A 19,171-nucleotide genomic window follows, 5' to 3' on the forward strand; every position below is an offset into this window, starting at 1 on the left:
TGGTAGTAAGCCACTCACTCAACCTTTTTATGAAAATGATGTATATAAAACAAAAAAGCCCCCATTTAGGGAGCTTTTTATATGAGTAATTTAACGGATCTTAGAGAGCCAGTTACCTAGAGTCTGTACAATCTGTACTAAGAGCAATAGAACAATTACTGTTAAAATTACAACGCTTGTATCAAAACGTTGGTAACCATAAGAGATTGCTAAGTCACCAATACCACCTGCGCCCACTGCACCAGCCATTGCTGTTGCACCAATCAAACTGATTGTCGCTGTTGTGAGGTTTAAAATGAGTGAACTGCGTGCTTCTGGCAAAATAAAGCGGTAAATAATTTGCCAAGGTGTAGCACCCATCGCCTGAGCAGATTCAATAATTCCTTCATTTACTTCGAGTAGGGAAGTTTCAATCAAACGTCCCATATATGGACCAACGTAAATTGTTAAAGGAACGATCGCTGCCCATGTACCAATTGAAGTACCTACCAACAACTTGGTAAGAGGAATCACTGCAATAAGTAAAATAATAAATGGGAGAGAGCGTAACGCATTTACAATTGGGTTGAGTAAATGATAGACGAATCTATTTGGCAAAATACCTTCTGGGCGAGTTACAAGCAGGATAACCCCTTGAATGAAGCCCCAAATACCACCAAATAACAGCGCAAAAAACACCATGTGAAATGTTTCTTGTAGAGCTGTTACAAACTGGTCAATTGAAAGAGAACTGTGCCAGAAAGGTTGAGTAAGTTCAGTTAACCACTGTACGATTAAATCTCTCATACTTGATCTCCTGATTGAACTACACTCACTTCATTTTTCTCTAAAAACTCGATAGCCTGTTTAATCAACTGAGGCTCACCTAGAAGCTGTACAAACATTTGACCAATGACAGTGCCGTTAATTTCAGTCATGTTAGCGAATAAGATATTTAAACTAATATCAAATTGTTTAATCAGTGACTGAATTACAGGTTCTTGAGCAGAACGGCCCAAAAACTGTAAACAGTAGATGCTATGGTGATGCTGATTCTCGAGTTGATTTAAAATATTCACAGGCAACTGTTGATGTAACACAGTTTGAATAAAGTTTTTAGTCGTCGGATGTTGAGGATTACTAAAGATATCAATCGTTGAACCTTGTTCAATGACTTTACCAGCTTCCATCACAGCTACATGATCACAAACAGTTTCAATGACATCCATTTCATGGGTCACCATAACGATTGTGATTTTTTGCTCTTGATTGATTTTCTTGAGTAATTCTAAAACAGACTTGGTTGTTTGCGGGTCTAGGGCAGAGGTTGCTTCATCACACAAAAGAATTTTTGGATGATTTGCCAAAGCACGAGCAATACCGACACGTTGCTTTTGGCCGCCAGAAAGTTCATCAGGATAAGCATCTTTTTTATGTTTAAGATCAATGAACTCCAATAACTCATTTAAGCGCTTTTCACGTTCTGCTTTATTGTAATTCAGCAGACGCATTGGCATTTCGATATTTTCAGCAACCGTTTTGGTTTGTAGCAAATTGAAGTGCTGAAAAATCATACCAATATTTGCACGTTCCTGACGTAATGAACGCGCATCCAAAGCAGTGAAGTCCTTTTGATTAATGATAACCTGACCTTCATTTGGTCGTTCAAGTAAGTTAATCAGGCGGATTAAAGTACTTTTACCTGCACCACTATAGCCAATAATACCAAAAATACTCCCTTCAGGAATTTCCAAATTAATTTGGTCCAGAGCTCGTATGGTTTGGCCTTTAAGCTGATAGTGCTTTGAAATGTTTTTAAATTGAATCATGTCGTCAAAAACTATGCTAAAAAGAAAAAACAGGCAAAGAGTCTTTGCCTGTTTCGCGTTGCAGCTATTATATTACTATTTAGCTTCCGTGAGGTAGCTGATTGGCTGATTCACGTCAACTTTTGTACCACCAAAGTGTTGTTCAACGTATTTTTTAACAGCTTCAGTGTGGTATAGCTGACCAACTTTCTGAAGAATTGGGTCATCTTTGCGAGATTCAGCTGTTGCAAGGATGTTTACATTCAGTTTAGTGCTTTGGTCAACAGGTTCATAGTAGATAGAATCTTTAAGTACGTTTAAACCACCTTCTAAAGCTAATGTATTACCTAAAACAATTGCATCAACTTCATCTTTTACGCGTACAGCTGTCGCCATTTGGATTGGTTTGATATCAATTTTTTTACTGTTATCGATAATATCGCTTGGTGTGCCTTTAGCAGGGTCGAAGTCAGCTTTAAGTTTAATTAAGCCGGCACTTTGTAATAACAATAATGCACGAGCTTCATTCGCTGCATCATTAGGAATTGCAATGCTTGCACCTTGTTGGAATTCTTCTACTTTTTTATGTTTACTTGAGTAGATTCCCATTGGCTCAAGATAAGTTGTAGCAACTGGAGCAATTTTATCTTTATTTGATGCATTGAAAGCCACCAAATATGCATAAGATTGGAATGCATTTAAGTCAACTTCTTTATTTGCTACAGCTGTATTCATTGCAACATAATCAGTGAAATTTTTCACCTCAAGCTTAACACCAGCAGCTTTAGTTTCTGGTAAAGTCGAAATATAACGCCAGATATCAGCGTCAGAACCAGTTGAGGCAATAACCACAGTTTGAAGTTGTGATGAATCACCACTCTTTCCAGCTTGTGGTTCACTTTGTTGTTTACCGCAAGCTGCAAGTAATAGCACAGACACGCTTAAAAAAAGACTGATCAGCTTTTTCATGTAAAAAAAGTCCTGATTAAGAGAGATATCAACTATTTAGTTGGCTCTCTAGAAAAGAGAATGAGTTTTGTTGTCACGTCACAAAGTTTTGAATGCTAAAAGTTATAGCTTTTAGCTCTTTTCTAATTCCTCAGATACTTGTTTTACCGTTTTTGATCTGTACTAAATAAAACTATTTTCACAACAGTTCTATCATGAGTTGACAGTCTTTAAGCGATTTCTAAAAGTATTCAATGTTAAAAATAACTATTATCCCTAACAGAATTAGATGATGAGCCTCAATATTTAAAGGCACAATAACTTTGTGGAAAGTTCCAACGCTTTATCTAATCATATCAATAAAAACATATTCAATATAGTGGACATGTTTCGATCTTATTGATTGGAAGTGAATAAAAACTGGGATTTATATAAAATTTTCTGATAAATAAGAATGAAATATAAAAAGCCCTCTTTAATAGAGGGCTTTTTATCAGTTGAGAGTTTTTTACTCAGCTTTTTCTCGTGCAATTGCGCGATAGCCAATGTCACTACGATATTGCATACCTGTAAAGGTCACTTGTCCGCATACTTCAAGTGCATTAATTTGTGCTTCAAGTACGCTGTCGCCTAGCGCAGTTACACAAAGAACTCGACCACCAGAAGTAACGATGTGACCATCTTCACGAGTTGCAGTGCCTGCGTGGAAAATTTTAGTATCTTCAGGTGATTGTCCAATACCTGAAATTACATCACCTTTGCGTACGCTATCAGGATAGCCTTCGGCTGCAAGTACGATACCGATTGACTTACGCTCATCCCATTCAGCTTCTTTTGGTAAATTGCCGGCAATACCAGCTTCTACCAATTCAACAAGAGATGACTTTAAGCGCATCATGATTGGCTGAGTTTCAGGATCACCAAAACGACAGTTGAACTCGATCACACGGGGTTGACCTTGTTCATCAATCATTAAGCCAGCATATAAGAAACCAGTGTAGACATGTCCGTCAGCAGCCATACCTTCAACAGTCGGACGCATGATTTCAGTCATAACACGTTCGAAAATTTCAGAAGTTACCACCGGAGCAGGAGAGTAAGCACCCATACCGCCAGTATTAGGACCTTGGTCACCTTCAAAAATACGCTTGTGATCTTGTGAAGTTGCCATTGGTAAAATGTTTTTACCATCAATCATACAAATGAAAGAAGCTTCTTCACCTGCAAGGAACTGTTCAATTACAACACGTGAACCAGCATCACCGAATTTGTTGCCTGCAAGCATGTCATCAATTGCTGCAAAAGCTTCTTCGTTGGTCATTGCAACGATTACACCTTTACCAGCAGCAAGACCGTCTGCCTTAATTACAATTGGTGCACCATTTTTTTCAACATAAGCTTTAGCTGCATCAACTTCTGTAAATACTTCATAAAAAGCAGTTGGAATGTTATGACGCTTTAAAAAATGTTTAGCAAATGCCTTTGAGCCTTCAAGCTGCGCAGCATATTGAGTTGGTCCCCAAATTTTTAGACCTGCTTCGCGAGCAGCATCTACCACACCATTCACTAAAGGTGCTTCTGGACCAACAATAATAAGTTCAACATTATTTTCTTTAGCAAAAGCGATAATTGCAGGGTTGTCTAAAATATCAAGCTGAACATTAACGCATTTGTCTTCAGTTGCAGTTCCCGCATTTCCCGGTGCAACGAAAACTTGAGTAACTTTGGTATCTTGCGCGATTTTCCATGCCAAAGCATGTTCACGACCACCACTACCTAAAACTAAAATATTCATTTTTAATTTGTTCCTTAACTTTAATCCTTTTCATCCCCCTCTATTCCTCAAGGTGGAGTTTAGCTCCATTATTGTGGAAAACCCTCCTGAATGAAAGGAGGGTTAGGGAGGACTAAATTTAAATTAGTGGCGGAAATGGCGCATACCAGTGAACACCATTGCAATACCAGCTTCGTCTGCTGCAGCGATTACTTCTTCATCACGCATAGAACCACCTGGTTGAATGATGCATTTAATGCCAGCTTTAGCAGCATTATCAATACCGTCACGGAACGGGAAGAATGCATCAGATGCCATTACAGCACCTTCAACAACCAAACCAGCATGTTCAGCTTTAATGGCAGCAATACGAGCTGAGTTAACGCGACTCATTTGACCTGCACCTACACCAATAGTTTGGCGGTTTTTAGCATAAACAATTGCGTTTGATTTTACATATTTTGCAACTTTCCAAGCAAAGATGAGGTCATCAATTTCTTGTTCAGTTGGCGCACGCTTAGTAACTACTTTAAGATCATCTTTAGTGATCATGCCCAAGTCTTGATCTTGAACAAGTAAGCCACCATTTACGCGTTTATAGTCAAGTTGCGGTGCACGTGCATCAATAGCAGGTAACTCGCCACATACTAAAACACGTACATTTTTCTTAGCGCCAGTTATTTCAAGTACGCCATCAGCAATACTTGGAGCAATAATCACTTCAACGAATTGACGCTCTACAATTGCTTGAGCAGTTGCAACATCTAATTCACGGTTGAATGCAATAATACCGCCAAAAGCAGATTCTGGGTCAGTCGCATAAGCTAAATCATAAGCAGCTTTAATGCCGTCTAAAGAAACCGCAACACCACAAGGGTTAGCATGTTTCACGATGACACAAGCAGGTTTTGCGAATGATTTAACACATTCAAGTGCAGCATCTGTATCTGCAATGTTGTTATAAGACAATTCTTTGCCTTGTAACTGTTTTGCAGTAGAAACTGATGCTTCTTTTGCATTAGCTTCGACATAGAAAGCAGCCGATTGATGTGGGTTTTCACCGTAACGTAAATCTTGTGCTTTGTTCAATTGAGTATTGAATGTACGAGGGAATAAGTCAGCTTCACCTTCGGTCTTACCAACGCGAGCGCCTAAGTAAGAAGCAATCATGCCGTCGTATTGAGCTGTATGTTCAAATGCTTTAACTGCTAAATCAAAACGCGTTTCATAAGAAAGCGAACCAGCAGTTTTTAATTCATTAATTACAGTGTCGTAATCAGAAACATTAACTACAATACCTACTGAAGCATGGTTTTTAGCAGCCGCACGAACCATTGTAGGACCACCGATGTCGATATTTTCGATTGCATCAGGAAGAGTACAGTCAGGTTTTGCAACAGTTGCAGCAAATGGATAAAGGTTTACAACAACAAGATCAATCGGATCGATGTTGTGTTCTTCCATAACTGCTTCATCTAAACCGCGACGAGCAAGAATACCGCCATGAATTTTTGGATGTAATGTCTTAACACGACCATCCATCATTTCAGGGAAGCCAGTATGTTCAGATACTTCTACAACCGCGATATTATTATCTTTAAGCAACTTATATGTGCCGCCTGTAGATAATAGTTCTACCCCTAGAGCTGCAAGGTTTTGAGCAAATTCGACAATTCCTGTCTTATCAGATACAGAAATCAAAGCACGTTTAATAGTCATGATGTTTAATTCAACAATTTCAAGTCTACGGATTAAAACCAATAAGCATAAAAAAATGCCCACGACGTCGTGAGCATTTTATCATTTATTCACTCATTAAACCGTGAGCTTTTAACTTTTTACGTAAAGTGCCACGGTTGAGTCCAAGAATTTCTGCAGCACGCGTTTGATTACCACGTGTATATTCAAGAACTACAGATAAAAGAGGTTTCTCCATTTCTGCTAGCACCATGTCATATACCTGAGATGGTTGCTCACCTTGCAATTGTGCAAAATAATGGCGAACTGCGCGATCCACGTGGATGCGAAGAGCAACATCAGATTGTGCAGTAAAAATAGGAGATTTGCTATTCATGCGAGTTAATCCGAAAATCAAATACTAGCTTGGGTAAAGTAGTATATAAATGTGGTCTAAAAATACGGAGTCCTGTTTTAGATCCTAAAACAGTGACTCTAAAACATAAGAACAATTAGCTTGCCATATTTCTTCGTATTGAATAAAAAATAAGCGTAACAATAATTAAATATTTGTTACAGCCCCCTCAAAAACAAAAAAAGTTAGGCTATGCGCTTAAAGTAGAAAAGCACACATGCTTAACAGTATTTTTTTTGGATTGAGAGCGAGGAGTATATGAGTCAAAGCTTTCGTGGCGCGTATCATACCATTGTCTAGGAAAAAGTGAGCAAATTAACTGCATTTTTTTTTATTTTTTTTTCACTTTTTTTACATTTTAGGGGTGGACAATTTCTAATCGATAATTTACTAGCCTTTTTTTGCTTTTGTTTAGCTCAAATTGGAATCGGAAAGGGGTATTTGATGGAATACGTTGAATACCCCTTAAGTTTTCAACTAGATATTGTTGAGGAGTTAATATGATTTCCTCTGTTTTGTCTGGCTCTGTTGCAAAAATCAACTTTAGGTTAGGAAGCTCAATACTTTTATTATTCTGGTTGAGCAATATGCCTGAGAACTGGGTATGGTTTGCATCAATCTTGCGGACTTTTAACTTTTCTATATAGATAAGTTGATAAAGTTCTGCTGATTTGTTGCAGTGTAGTATTTGGCAAACGTAATTAAATGCATGGCTAACGGTTGGGCTTGCATGCATGAGCTTAGGGTTAAACCAGAGGATTTGAAAAGTAAAGACTAAAATTAAAATAAGGTTGGCAGAGCTCCAGAGCGTATAGTAAAGCCAACTATGCTTTTTATTGTTGTCTTGTTCTTGTGGGGATGCCTGCTCAGCTAAATTAAGGTTTGGTAGAGCATTAATAGGTTCGTTGTGAAAGTAATTTAAGTTGTTGAGGTAAGTTAAAAGATCAATATTAGAGTTTTCTACTTTTTGGTCAAAGATATCTAATATGTGAGAATGCGTCATATATCTTGTCTGCATTGAACCATTGGCTAGAGTCGTTGAGTTGACCATAACTGGCTGTTCAATATTGATTAGATGGGTTAAGGCATTAAAGCTTGAATTACATTTAGGGCAACAAACCATACCCTGAGCGACAGTTAATTGAGTAAGAGATACTTTATAAACTGTTAAACACTTAGGGCAGCGGGTTTGTTTTTCATTCATGAGTTAAAAATCTCAATTTATTGTTTTACGTTTTCCTGAAATGCGACACCAGTTTTCTTCGCGCTTTTCGACATCTAATATATCAAAAAATTCAGAATAAACACGTGAAACATCAGCAACTTGCTCTTCAATCACACCAGCAAGTGCGAACTCACCCTCAGATTTGATTAAATTTGCAAATTCAGGCGCAAGCATCATTAAAGGTCCTGCTAAAATGTTTGCAACTAAAACATCGGCTTGTTTAGGTTTGAATTCTTGATCAAACTCTTCAGGAAGACCTACATATAGTCCGTCTAATACACCATTGAGCTCTGCATTTTGTTTTGTTGCTAAAACAGCCTGAGGATCAATATCGGTAGCGTATACTTTTTTAGCGCCTAATAATAAAGCCGCTACGCCTAAAATGCCTGAACCACAGCCATAATCAATCACGATTTTATCTTTAACGTCAGTTTTACCCAGCCATTGTAAGCATAGGAAAGTACTTGCGTGATTACCTGTACCAAATGCAAGACCTGGATCTAACTTAATGTTAGTTGCGTCTGCTTCTGGTGGCTCTAGCCATTCAGGCACAATCCAGAACTTTTCTCCAATCTGAATTGGCTCATAGTAATCCATCCATGCGCGTTCCCACACTTGATCTTCAAGTTCTTCATGACGCATAGGAACATCTGGAAGTTGAGCTTTTAAGAAAGCTTCTAAAGTGTCGACATCAATAGGGTCTTGTTCGTCTTGTTGATAGATGCCTGTCACAATAACTTTGTTCCATAGAGGTGTTTCACCCGGTAATGGTTCAAGTAAAGCCTGATCTTCAGCATCATCCAGCGTTACGCTTACCGCACCTAGAGACATTAAAAGTGTTTCTGTGAACTCAACTTGTTCTTGATCAACGGTAATGTGTATTTGTAACCACTTCACGAAAAGGACCTAAAAATTTTATTTAAAGGCGTATTGTAGCGGACTAGACCATTTTAAAAAAGAAAGCGGCCCATCTTTAATGGACCGTCTTTGAAAATACTGATGAGATATAGCGGAAAATAAATGACTTCTTCTATACCTATGTTAAAACAGATTAAGGAGCAGGGGCCTTAAATTGTAACTTGCCATTTTCGTTTGGTTGGCAAGTACCGTTAAAGATTACACCGTTGTGATTGTAAGAAACCCATTCACCTTGCTGTTTTTTTGCACAGACTCGAATTTGTTTTTGCGTTTCGGCTTTGCTCGTGTCAGCAGCATGGGTAAAAGTTACGCCTGAAAAACAAATTAGAGATGCAGTTAAGATTTTTAACATGGTCGTTTTCATTTTGTATTCCTTCTCTTTGCGTTAATTTTAAAGTCATAGAAGTGCTGTACATTTTTTATTCTAAGATGAATTAATTTTAAAAACATTCACTTTGTATTGAATTCATGAAACAAAATGTCAAATCATGTGGCATAGCGTAAATTATGTGAAGACAATTTTGTAATTATGTACATCAATAAGCAGATAATTTTGCTATAATGTTCCGTCTTTTTTTTCTGGTGTTTTTGTACTCATGCACTATCCTAAAGTTTATGATGTTATCGTTATCGGTGGCGGTCACGCAGGTACGGAAGCGGCCCTTGCTGCTGCGCGTATGGGACGACAGACTTTGCTTTTGACCCATAACATTGAGACTTTGGGCCAAATGAGTTGTAACCCAGCAATTGGTGGTATTGGTAAGTCTCACCTAGTACGCGAAATTGATGCACTTGGCGGTGCAATGGCTCTGGCTGCCGATAAAGGTGGTATTCAGTTCCGTATTTTAAATTCGCGTAAAGGTGCAGCTGTGCGTGCAACACGTGCTCAAGCTGACCGCGTGCGTTATAAAGCTGCTATCCGTGATACTTTGGAAAATCAAGTAAATCTTGACATTTTCCAGCAAGCAGCTGATGACCTGATTCTTGAAGGCGATACCGTTAAAGGTGTTGTTACCCAAATGGGTATTCGCTTTGATGCTAAAACTGTTGTGTTGACTACAGGTACATTCTTGGGTGGTGTAATCCACGTTGGTTTAGAAAAATCAAGCGGTGGCCGTGCGGGAGATCCTCCTTCTATTGCACTTGCTCAACGTTTACGTGAATTAAAATTACCAGTGGGACGTTTAAAAACCGGTACTCCACCACGTATTGATGCACGTTCAGTTGATTTTTCAGTCATGATTCCGCAGCCGGGTGATTTCCCATCTCCAGTGATGTCATTCATGGGTGATGCTTCTATGCACCCTGAACAAGTAAACTGTTATATCACGCATACAAATGAAAAAACCCACGATATTATTCGTGGTGGTTTAGACCGTTCACCAATGTACACGGGTGTTATTGAAGGTGTAGGTCCGCGTTATTGCCCATCAATCGAAGATAAAATTCACCGTTTCGCTGATAAAGACTCACATCAAGTATTCTTGGAACCAGAAGGTCTAGATACACATGAGCTTTATCCAAACGGTATTTCGACTTCTTTACCATTTGATGTTCAGTTCGAACTTGTACGCTCAATTCGTGGTATGGAAAACGCTCATATCTTACGTCCAGGCTATGCAATTGAATATGATTATTTCAACCCGCAAGCTTTGAAATTTACCCTCGAAACTAAAGCGATTAATGGCTTATATTTTGCTGGTCAAATTAATGGTACAACAGGTTACGAAGAAGCTGGGGCCCAAGGTTTACTTGCAGGTTTAAATGCTGCACGTCGTGCGTGGGAGCAAGAAGAATGGACGCCTAAACGTGACCAGGCTTACATGGGTGTGTTGGTTGATGACCTCATCACGTTAGGTACTAAAGAACCGTACCGTATGTTTACCTCACGTGCTGAATATCGTTTGATGTTACGTGAAGATAATGCGGATCAGCGCTTGACTTCTATTGGTCGTGAACTTGGTTTGGTTGATGATGTTCGTTGGGCTGCTTATTGCGAAAAAATGGAAGCGGTTGAGCGTGAAACCTCTCGTTTACAACATTTATGGGCAGCACCAAATAACCCTATGGGTAAAAAATTCGTTGAAATGACGGGTGCTGATTTGAGTAAGGAATGTAGTGCGATTGATTTGCTTAAGCGCCCTAATATCACCTTCGGTCAAATTGCTGAACTTACTGGTTCTGAAGTTTCAGAACAAGTGGGGGAGCAAATTGAAATTGCTGTGAAATATGAAGGTTACATTAACCGTCAGCATGAAGATGTTGCTCAATTAAAGCGTCTTGAAGAAACCAAAATTCCTGCCGATTTTGACTATGATGTCGTGTCTGGATTGTCACGTGAAATCACGCAGAAGTTAAAAACAGTTCTTCCAGAAACTTTAGCTCAAGCAAGCCGTATTCCTGGTGTTACACCAGCAGCAGTTCAGCTTGTAATGATCACAATTCGTAAGAATAATATGATTAAGAAAACAGCTTAATCATTTAAATGTACAAAAAGCCCAGTTAAGACTGGGCTTTTTTATTTTCTATTCAAAAAATATATGGAAACTTCCTAAGGAAGAAAAGAGATTTCGCTTCCTTTTTTTCTTATTTCACATATTTTAAGTCGCCAGTTATATTGAATTTACGTTCAAACAAGAGGGCTTTAATCATGACAATGAAATCAATTCGCTACAATGGATATGAAATGGCATGCCAATGCTCATGTTCAAAATAGCGCAAAAGAAAGGGCAGATCAGTTTTGATGGGGGAGAACACATTGATCTGAAAACAGTAAAAAATAAGAACAATATAAAATTAAGAAAATTATAATTCAAAATCTAAAGAGAACCTTATGGTTCTCTTTTTTATATCTATTTATTCGCAGTTTCAATTTCTCGCACAGCATTATGTACTTGTACTGGTTCAATATGCAGTAATTTCTTACCAAAACTACGTAACCACCATACTAGTTGAGATGTAAAAGGTACAGTCGCTGAAACTTCTACAATATTTTCTTCAAGCGGAGTAATCGTTTGGTCTTTACTTAACTGACTTTCATAAAAGGTTTTCGCAGTTTGCTCTGTCATGGTTAAGGTGAGCTGAATTGATTCAGTTGGTTGGTTATAGTCCACTCTAAAGCCTAAAGCCCCTGAATCAATATAATGATCAATATCAAAATTAACTGGATGCAGTGCTCGGCTGTCTAATACTTTTGCTGATTTAAAACGGTGCAGAGCAAATGTTTGCACTTCAGTTTTGTCATGTCGTGTGCAAATTAAATAAATGACTGCACCTTTTTGTACCAAAGCCAAAGGATTTAAAACATAAGTTCTGTCTTCACCCTGATTGACCCTTGCCCGATAAACACATTCTATTTGCTTGTCTTGGAGTAAGCCTTCATAAATTGCTTGTTGAGCATTTCGGTCAACTACAGGCGGAATTAACGGTTGGCTTGCTGGAACAATACGTACACGGTTAATCCACTGTCTCACATTATTTTGTGTAGAAAGGCTACGTTTGGCCAAATCGAACCATGGTCCCATCTCATCAAGCAGGCTCGGAGGAAGGAGGTGTTTAAGGTGCTCCTCAACCATCATAAAGGTTACCGCTTGAGAACTTGTCATGTGAGGTAAGCTTTGAATAGGTGCATCAGATTGCCACCGCCAGCCTTGAGGTACGGCTTTATTGCTCTCTATCGGAAAACGCTGAGCAATTTGATTTAAGTCACGCTGAATAGTCCTTAAACTAATATCAATACCTTCACGCTCAAGCATTTCTTGCAATTCTCGAGTCCCGATCCATTTGCCGGTCGGTAAGCGAGACAAGATCTGCCATTGGCGATATAAACTATTCGAAGTTTCTTTTTCTATTACAGACATAAGCGTAATGCATCTATAGCCAATTGCTTTGGTGTCAACACAATAAAAAAACTTTACAGATTTAGCAAGTTTGTCAGATTCAGTTTATAGCCCATTGGGCAAACGATGATAAGATTTAGAAGAAAGTTATAACAATGATGCCGTACAAGTATTACAGATATATAAGTGGCACTGAAATTGCTTATTTAAAAATGAAATATAGATAAATGATAAGACGAGGTGGTTATGTCAGAACAAGAGCATGAATTACATCTAGATAATGATTTTTTTATACAAGAGCAGACAACAACAGCACTCATTAACCCAACCTCTTTTTTAGAACATATTTCTGTGCAAACCAATCTCTTTGAGCAACTAAAATCACAGTTCTTTAATGAGATGCTTGATGATGTAACGTCAAATGGTGCAGCTTCTAAAAAAATTGAACAATGGTTAAGCATTCGTACTTTAGATGAGTTAAAGGAGTTAAATACCCAAGCAAAACAGCATTTTCTTTATCATGGGATTACTTTTAATGTTTATGGCGATAAAGAAGGAACAGAGCGCACTATTCCTTTTGATTTAATTCCAAGAGTAATCGAGAAAAAACAATGGGAAAAAATTGCCTCAGGCTGTGCACAGCGTGTTAAAGCATTAAATTATTTCCTAGATGATATTTATCATGGACAACATATTTTAAAAGAACAAATCATTCCCGAAGAACAAATTATGGGAAATGATGCTTTCCAGCCCCATATGCTTAAACATTCTTTAAAAGGAAAAATTTATTCACAAATTAGTGGGATCGATATTATCCGTGATGGTGAAGGGGAGTTTTTTGTATTAGAAGATAATTTGAGAACACCGTCTGGGGTGTCTTATATGATTGAGAGCCGAAATATTAGCCAGAAATTAATGCCTGAGCTATGTACAGCCAATAATTTACAGGGGATTGAGCATTATCCAAAACTTTTAAAAGAAATATTGCAAGAAAATTCTTCTGCAGATCAACCTTTTATTGTGGTGCTAACACCAGGGCGTTTTAACAGTGCTTATTATGAACACGCTTTTCTAGCGCGTGAAATGGATGTGCCATTGGTTACAAATCGGGATTTATTTGTAGAAAATGATCAAGTATTTGTCAAAACTATTCGTGGGCGTCAAAAAGTAGACGTAATTTACCGCCGTTTAGATGATGACTTTCTAGATCCTTTAGCATTTCGACCAGACAGTGCTTTAGGTGTAGCAGGTCTTATGTCTGCTTATTTGCAAAAAAATGTTGTGATTGCAAATGCACCTGGAACGGGTGTGGCTGATGATAAATCTATCTATCCTTATGTAGATCAAATGATTCAATATTATTTAGATGAAACACCAATTCTAAAAAATGTACCCACTTATCAGTGCCGTAAAGAAGAACACTTAGATTACGTACTCTCTAATCTTGATCAATTAGTCGTTAAGGAAGCACAAGGTTCGGGCGGATACGGCATGTTGATTGGACCTAAAGCAAGCTCATGCGAAATTGATGACTTTAGAAAAAAATTGATTGCGATGCCACATATGTATATTGCGCAGCCTACCTTAGCTTTATCTGTCGCTCCAACTTTAACGACAGGCGGGGTGGCTGAGCGTCATATTGATTTGCGTCCATTTGTATTGAGCTCACCTTATCGTACAGAGATTGTGCCTGGTGGCTTAACACGTGTGGCCATGCAGGCGGGTTCTTTAGTTGTAAATTCGTCTCAAGGTGGCGGTATAAAAGATACATGGGTTGTTGAAACATTACATTCCTGATTGTGGGTTAAAGAGGAACTTTATGGTTTTACTCAATTCGAGTGCGCATCAAATATATTGGTTGGGTCGATATTTGATGCGAGTTAAATTTGCAGCCTCTCATTTACCCTTTACAGAAGATGAGAAAGCAACAAGATTTGCAGCAGCATTTGGTTTGGTCATAGAAAATGCTGAATTACTAAATCACTATATGTTAGACAAGAAGCAAACATTTTCATTACTGAACCAGCTCATTATTGCTAAAGATAATATTCAGGAACTAAGAGGTATTTTGTCATCACATGCTTATGCAGAATTAAATAATGTGATTAATACGCTTCAAGCTCAACCTGATGCATTGAGTAAAGCAGTCGAACAATGCACACGAATACTAGAAGCGGAACATGAAGATGTTCGTTTATTTTTGCATTTAGGCCAAAAAATAGAGCAATTTGATATAGAACTGCGTTTTGGAGAAGATTTATCTGTTCTCATAACAGAGCTAGATATTGTGGTGCAACAGCTCGCTAATTTGAATTGGGAAAATATAGATGGAAATTGGCAAGCACTAAAGCAGCAACTTACGTGGGACGCTTACTATAATTTTACACAGCAGTTGGAAAATATGTTTGAGGGCTGATTATGAAATTGATGGTTAATCATCAAACGCATTATAGCTATACTGAAACTGCTCGGAACAGCATTCAGTATATTAAAATGATGCCTCAAACATCGCCTCACCAACATGTTATGAATTGGGCAATTAGCGTGCCGGGTGATAAAACAATAAAGAGAGATATATTTAACAATGTATGGATGACGGCTAGTCAGCGTTATCCATACCAGCATCTTACATTTATGGCCCAAGGAATTGTTGAGCTTCAAAATGTAGAAATGGGTTGTGTAGATCTCTCTACACCTACAAATTTGTTTTTGCAGATGACAGGTGCAACTCGATGTGATTCGGAAATGTTGGACTTTGCCAAACATATTGTAGTGGTCAAGGATCGACAGCATATTGCGTTATTAAGCGAATATATCTTGCAAAAAATACTTTATCAGCCTGAAAGTACTTCGGTTCAGACAACTGCGATTGAAGCATTTCATGCGGGTCAAGGTGTATGCCAAGATCATGCTCACATTTTAATTGCGATGTGTCGTGCGCTACAATTACCTGCACGTTATGTCTCTGGTTATCTATTTGATCAAAACTATCCGCACCTGGCCAGTCACGCTTGGGCGGAGGTATTTTTAGAAAATCAGTGGTATTGTTTTGATGTAAGCAATCAGTTGTTTACACCCAAACATCACATCTACCTTGCAGTAGGGCGTGACTATCTCGATGTGGCACCTATTCGTGGCGTAAGAGAGCAAGGTGGAGTTGAGAACATGATGTCTGTGGTACAAGTGTTGGCATGTTGAATGTAAAGAGAATGAAATGACCTATTGTTGTGCGTTAAGATTGGAACAAGGTTTAGTGTTTATTAGTGACACAAGAACCAATGCAGGAGTTGACCATATTTCTGTGTTCCGAAAACTGCATACTTTCGGCGTTACCGGAGAACGTTTTATTGCCTTGCAAACTGCAGGTAACTTAGCAACAACGCAAGCTGTTATAGGTCATTTGCAAAATGCTCTGACTTTGCAGCAAGAGCCTAATCTATATAGTGTTAATACGATGTTTGAGGCGGCTGAACTAATTGGCAAAACCTTAAAAACTGTTTTAGAGGATATTAGTTCGGACACCCAAGAACAAATGAATTATGCCTGTAGTATTTTGGTAGGTGGGCAGATTAAGGGTGGTGACATGCAACTTTATAATGTCTATCCACAAGGCAATTTCATTTGCGCAACTACAGATACACCTTATTTTCAAATAGGTGAGAGTAAATATGGGAAGCCTATTCTGGATCGAGCTTTATATTATGCAATGCCACTAGACGATGCATTACGTTGTAGCCTGATTTCTTTTGATTCGACTTTGCGTTCAAATGTTTCTGTTGGCTTACCACTCGATGCATTGGTCTACATTAAAGATAGCTTTGTTATTCCCATGGGAAAACGAATTACCGAAGATGATCCTTATTTCTCACAGATTAGTAAACAATGGTCAGATACTCTTCGTCGGGGATTACAGGAAATGCCAAAGCCTACAGATGATTACTGGCGATAAATTTTGAATGTTTAAATAAAAAAATCCAAGCATGCTTGGATTTTTTTATATTTTATTATTTAAGTGCTTTTACGAGTGGGGCGATTACTTAAGCGACAGAGTAATTCATATCCTATCGTTCCGTTTGCATCCGCAACATCATCAACTAAGCGATGTGGACCCCAGAGTTCAACTGGAGTGCCTAATTTTACTTTCATGCCTGTCACGTCGATTGCAATCATATCCATACTCACTCGCCCTACAACCGCACAGAGTTGTTTATCGATAGCGACATAGTTTTGTTTAATATAAGCTCGTGGATAACCATCACCGTAACCTATAGAAACAATCGCGATATCCATTGCTTGCGTAGCGCAGAAAGTTGATCCATAACCGACATGTTCATTAGTTTGAATATGATTGAGTGCAATCACTTCTGCTGAAAAAGTCATCACTGGTTTTAAGTCAAGATCATGAACTGTTTGATCTGCAAAAGGCGAGGCGCCGTAAAGCATGATACCCGGACGAACATAATCAAAATGTAACTCTGGCCATTTATAAATAGCAGCAGAGTTACAGCAAGAAGCTAAAACTGGATCACAAGCTTGTTTAATTTGTAGAAATTGTTGTTTTTGTTGCTCGTTAAGTGGATGGTCTACATCTGCATTTGCGAAATGCATCGCAAGTACACAAGTAAATCCTTCAGATTTTAAAGCCTTAATAACTTCAATAATTTCTGGGTTTTTAAAACCTAACCGGTTCATCCCGCTATTAAGTTTAACCCAGACTTTTAAACCTTGGTTGATGTACGCTTGTTTGTGTTTAATCAACCATTCAAACTGTTGTTGATGGTGAATGACACATTCAAATTTTTGTTTAATTGCAATTGGCATTTCATCTTCAGAAAATACCCCTTCAATTAAAGTGACAGGCTGTTGAAATCCTAATTCACGAATTTCCAAACCTTCTTGTAGACAGGCGACACCAAAGGCATCTGATGCATTTAAGGCTGCTAAACAGTCTTTGATTCCATGTCCATAAGCATTGGCTTTTACCATACTTACAATTTTTGAATTTGTTGCGAGTTGTTTGACACGGTTTAAGTTATATTGAAGTGCATTGCGGTCAATATAAACTGTTGCTTGGCGCACCCTCATTTACTCCTTTGGGCTAGAGATAGAGCTTATTCTTCATCATCATATTGGCTGTAATACTCAGGAGAGAGATTACTAAATCGAGTATATTGACCTTCAAAAGCAAGACGAACTGAACCAATTGGACCGTTACGCTGCTTACCAATAATAATTTCTGCAGTGCCGGCCTCTTTTGACTCTTTGTTATAAACCTCATCACGGTAAATAAACATAATTAAGTCGGCATCCTGCTCGATCGCACCGGATTCACGTAAGTCGGACATTACAGGGCGTTTATTTGGACGGTTTTCCAGACTTCGGTTAAGCTGGGAAAGTGCGATAACAGGGCATTGCATCTCTTTTGCTAATGCTTTTAAGCTACGTGAAATTTCCGAGATCTCGCCTACACGGTTATCACCCATGCCCGGGACTTTCATGAGCTGCAAGTAATCGACCATGATACAACCGATTTTACCATCATGCATTTTGGCAACACGACGAGCACGGGCACGAAGTTCAGTTGGAGGTAGGGCTGATGAGTCATCAATATACAAATGCATTTGCTGAAGCTGCAAAATTGTACCAGTCACCTTGGTCCATTCATCTGCATCGAGGTTACCAGAGCGTAAATGTCCTTGATGAACTTTACCCATTGCGGAAATAAGACGCATTGCAATCGAGTCTGCTGGCATCTCCATCGAAAAGACCAGAGCAGGTAACTTGTTATATTGCAAAACACTCTCAACCAGATTCATGGCAAAAGTAGTTTTACCCATCGATGGACGTGCAGCAACAATAATTAAGTCACCAGGTTGCATACCAGATGTTTTATTATCAAGTTCTAAGAAGCCAGTCGTTAAACCTGTAATGTTGCCATCTAATTTTGAAAGCTCATCAAGCTTACTAATTACGTCGGCGGTAACAGAACTAATAGATTTAGGACCAGCATCTTTTTTATTGTTATTGTGCTGTTCTGCTAATGAGAAAATACTTGTTTCAGCTAAGTCTAAAATTTCACTAACACCGCGGCCTTTCGTGTCATAAGCATTTTGTAAAATTTCAGTACTAACTTTAATCATGCTACGAAGCGTAGAAAACTCTTTAATTTTAGTAGCATAGGTTTCTAAGTTATAGAAACTTGAAGGTGAGTCAGCCATAAGCTGCATTAAGTATTCTTCGCCACCAATAGCGTCTAGTAAATTTTGTTTTAAGAGCCAGTCACTTACTAAGACAGCATCATAAGGTGAGTTTTCTTGTGCTAATTTCTCGATTGCACGAAAAATATATTTATGGCGAGTCGCGTAAAAATCATTTTCTTTGAGTACATCGTTAACTTGTTCGAAAGATTCGGCAACTGTCATCAGGGCAGCTAGAACAGCTTGTTCAATAGCTAAATTGTGTGGGGGAGTGCGAAACTCTTTAAGTTGGCCTGATTCACTCGTTTTATTTTCTGTTGGAGATGAAAGCGCTAAAGAAGTGGCATTCGCCTGAGACATAATTAGACCTGATGATAAAGAAAGGTGTACA

General features: G+C 38.5%; 17 protein-coding genes. 5 read left to right on the forward strand and 12 right to left on the reverse strand.

Annotated features, from left to right (window positions below):
* Positions 1 to 90 precede the first annotated feature (90 nt).
* The 9 genes from AC52J8_RS06585 to AC52J8_RS06625 all read right to left on the reverse strand — a co-directional run bounded on the left by AC52J8_RS06585 (position 91) and on the right by AC52J8_RS06625 (position 9,108).
* Positions 91 to 786, reverse strand: coding sequence for a methionine ABC transporter permease (locus tag AC52J8_RS06585; RefSeq protein ID WP_002119707.1), 696 nt, complete (start codon positions 784 to 786; stop codon positions 91 to 93).
* Complete coding sequence (locus AC52J8_RS06590) at positions 783 to 1,808, reverse strand: methionine ABC transporter ATP-binding protein (RefSeq protein WP_002119636.1); 1,026 nt, start codon at positions 1,806 to 1,808, stop codon at positions 783 to 785. The genes AC52J8_RS06585 and AC52J8_RS06590 overlap by 4 nt, the downstream gene beginning before the upstream one ends.
* Positions 1,809 to 1,883: 75 nt before the next feature.
* On the reverse strand, positions 1,884 to 2,756 hold the full coding sequence (locus AC52J8_RS06595) for a MetQ/NlpA family ABC transporter substrate-binding protein (protein ID WP_002119639.1): 873 nt from the start codon (positions 2,754 to 2,756) through the stop codon (positions 1,884 to 1,886).
* A 487-nt stretch (positions 2,757 to 3,243) separates the two neighbouring features.
* A complete protein-coding gene (gene purD, locus AC52J8_RS06600) occupies positions 3,244 to 4,530 on the reverse strand; it encodes a phosphoribosylamine--glycine ligase (RefSeq protein ID WP_005073571.1) in 1,287 nt (428 codons plus the stop codon).
* Positions 4,531 to 4,653: 123 nt separating this feature from the next.
* Positions 4,654 to 6,228 (reverse strand): bifunctional phosphoribosylaminoimidazolecarboxamide formyltransferase/IMP cyclohydrolase, encoded by a 1,575-nt coding sequence (gene purH / locus AC52J8_RS06605; protein ID WP_086399251.1) that lies wholly within the window; start codon positions 6,226 to 6,228, stop codon positions 4,654 to 4,656.
* Between the two features lie 85 nt (positions 6,229 to 6,313).
* Positions 6,314 to 6,583 carry a DNA-binding transcriptional regulator Fis gene (gene fis, locus AC52J8_RS06610; protein ID WP_001086304.1) on the reverse strand — a complete coding sequence of 90 codons (270 nt, stop codon included), beginning with the start codon at positions 6,581 to 6,583 and terminating at the stop codon, positions 6,314 to 6,316.
* 376 nt (positions 6,584 to 6,959) lie between these two features.
* On the reverse strand, positions 6,960 to 7,805 hold the full coding sequence (locus AC52J8_RS06615; RefSeq protein WP_086399142.1) for a zinc-ribbon and DUF3426 domain-containing protein: 846 nt from the start codon (positions 7,803 to 7,805) through the stop codon (positions 6,960 to 6,962).
* Positions 7,806 to 7,817: 12 nt separating this feature from the next.
* Positions 7,818 to 8,723 carry a 50S ribosomal protein L11 methyltransferase gene (prmA, locus tag AC52J8_RS06620; RefSeq protein WP_086399141.1) on the reverse strand — a complete coding sequence of 302 codons (906 nt, stop codon included), beginning with the start codon at positions 8,721 to 8,723 and terminating at the stop codon, positions 7,818 to 7,820.
* A gap of 154 nt (positions 8,724 to 8,877) precedes the next feature.
* Positions 8,878 to 9,108: a hypothetical protein gene (locus tag AC52J8_RS06625; RefSeq protein ID WP_060464676.1), complete on the reverse strand. Its 231-nt coding sequence runs from the start codon at positions 9,106 to 9,108 to the stop codon at positions 8,878 to 8,880.
* Positions 9,109 to 9,340: 232 nt separating this feature from the next.
* On the opposite strand from AC52J8_RS06625, the gene mnmG reads away from it, so the two are divergent.
* Entirely contained in the window at positions 9,341 to 11,221 is a 1,881-nt protein-coding gene (mnmG, locus tag AC52J8_RS06630) for a tRNA uridine-5-carboxymethylaminomethyl(34) synthesis enzyme MnmG (protein ID WP_086399140.1), read from the forward strand.
* Between the two features lie 375 nt (positions 11,222 to 11,596).
* On the opposite strand, the gene AC52J8_RS06635 is transcribed toward mnmG, so the two are convergent.
* Positions 11,597 to 12,604 carry a helix-turn-helix transcriptional regulator gene (locus tag AC52J8_RS06635; RefSeq protein WP_198912088.1) on the reverse strand — a complete coding sequence of 336 codons (1,008 nt, stop codon included), beginning with the start codon at positions 12,602 to 12,604 and terminating at the stop codon, positions 11,597 to 11,599.
* Positions 12,605 to 12,829: 225 nt separating this feature from the next.
* On the opposite strand from AC52J8_RS06635, the gene AC52J8_RS06640 reads away from it, so the two are divergent.
* From AC52J8_RS06640 to AC52J8_RS06655, 4 genes are read left to right on the forward strand one after another with little or no spacing between them, the layout of a single operon-like run.
* Positions 12,830 to 14,380 carry a circularly permuted type 2 ATP-grasp protein gene (locus tag AC52J8_RS06640; protein WP_032005405.1) on the forward strand — a complete coding sequence of 517 codons (1,551 nt, stop codon included), beginning with the start codon at positions 12,830 to 12,832 and terminating at the stop codon, positions 14,378 to 14,380.
* A gap of 22 nt (positions 14,381 to 14,402) precedes the next feature.
* Positions 14,403 to 14,999, forward strand: a complete 597-nt coding sequence (locus tag AC52J8_RS06645; RefSeq protein ID WP_063099173.1) for an alpha-E domain-containing protein — start codon at positions 14,403 to 14,405, stop codon at positions 14,997 to 14,999.
* A gap of 2 nt (positions 15,000 to 15,001) precedes the next feature.
* On the forward strand, positions 15,002 to 15,781 hold the full coding sequence (locus tag AC52J8_RS06650; protein ID WP_063099172.1) for a transglutaminase family protein: 780 nt from the start codon (positions 15,002 to 15,004) through the stop codon (positions 15,779 to 15,781).
* 16 nt (positions 15,782 to 15,797) lie between these two features.
* On the forward strand, positions 15,798 to 16,532 hold the full coding sequence (locus AC52J8_RS06655) for a proteasome-type protease (RefSeq protein WP_002119721.1): 735 nt from the start codon (positions 15,798 to 15,800) through the stop codon (positions 16,530 to 16,532).
* 59 nt (positions 16,533 to 16,591) lie between these two features.
* Here the strand turns inward: AC52J8_RS06655 and alr are convergent, their stop codons facing one another.
* Entirely contained in the window at positions 16,592 to 17,662 is a 1,071-nt protein-coding gene (gene alr, locus AC52J8_RS06660; protein ID WP_086399138.1) for an alanine racemase, read from the reverse strand.
* Positions 17,663 to 17,694: 32 nt separating this feature from the next.
* Entirely contained in the window at positions 17,695 to 19,140 is a 1,446-nt protein-coding gene (dnaB, locus tag AC52J8_RS06665) for a replicative DNA helicase (protein ID WP_002119718.1), read from the reverse strand.
* Positions 19,141 to 19,171: the final 31 nt, after the last annotated feature.

It is taken from the genome of Acinetobacter sp. S-1, from assembly GCF_059579785.1.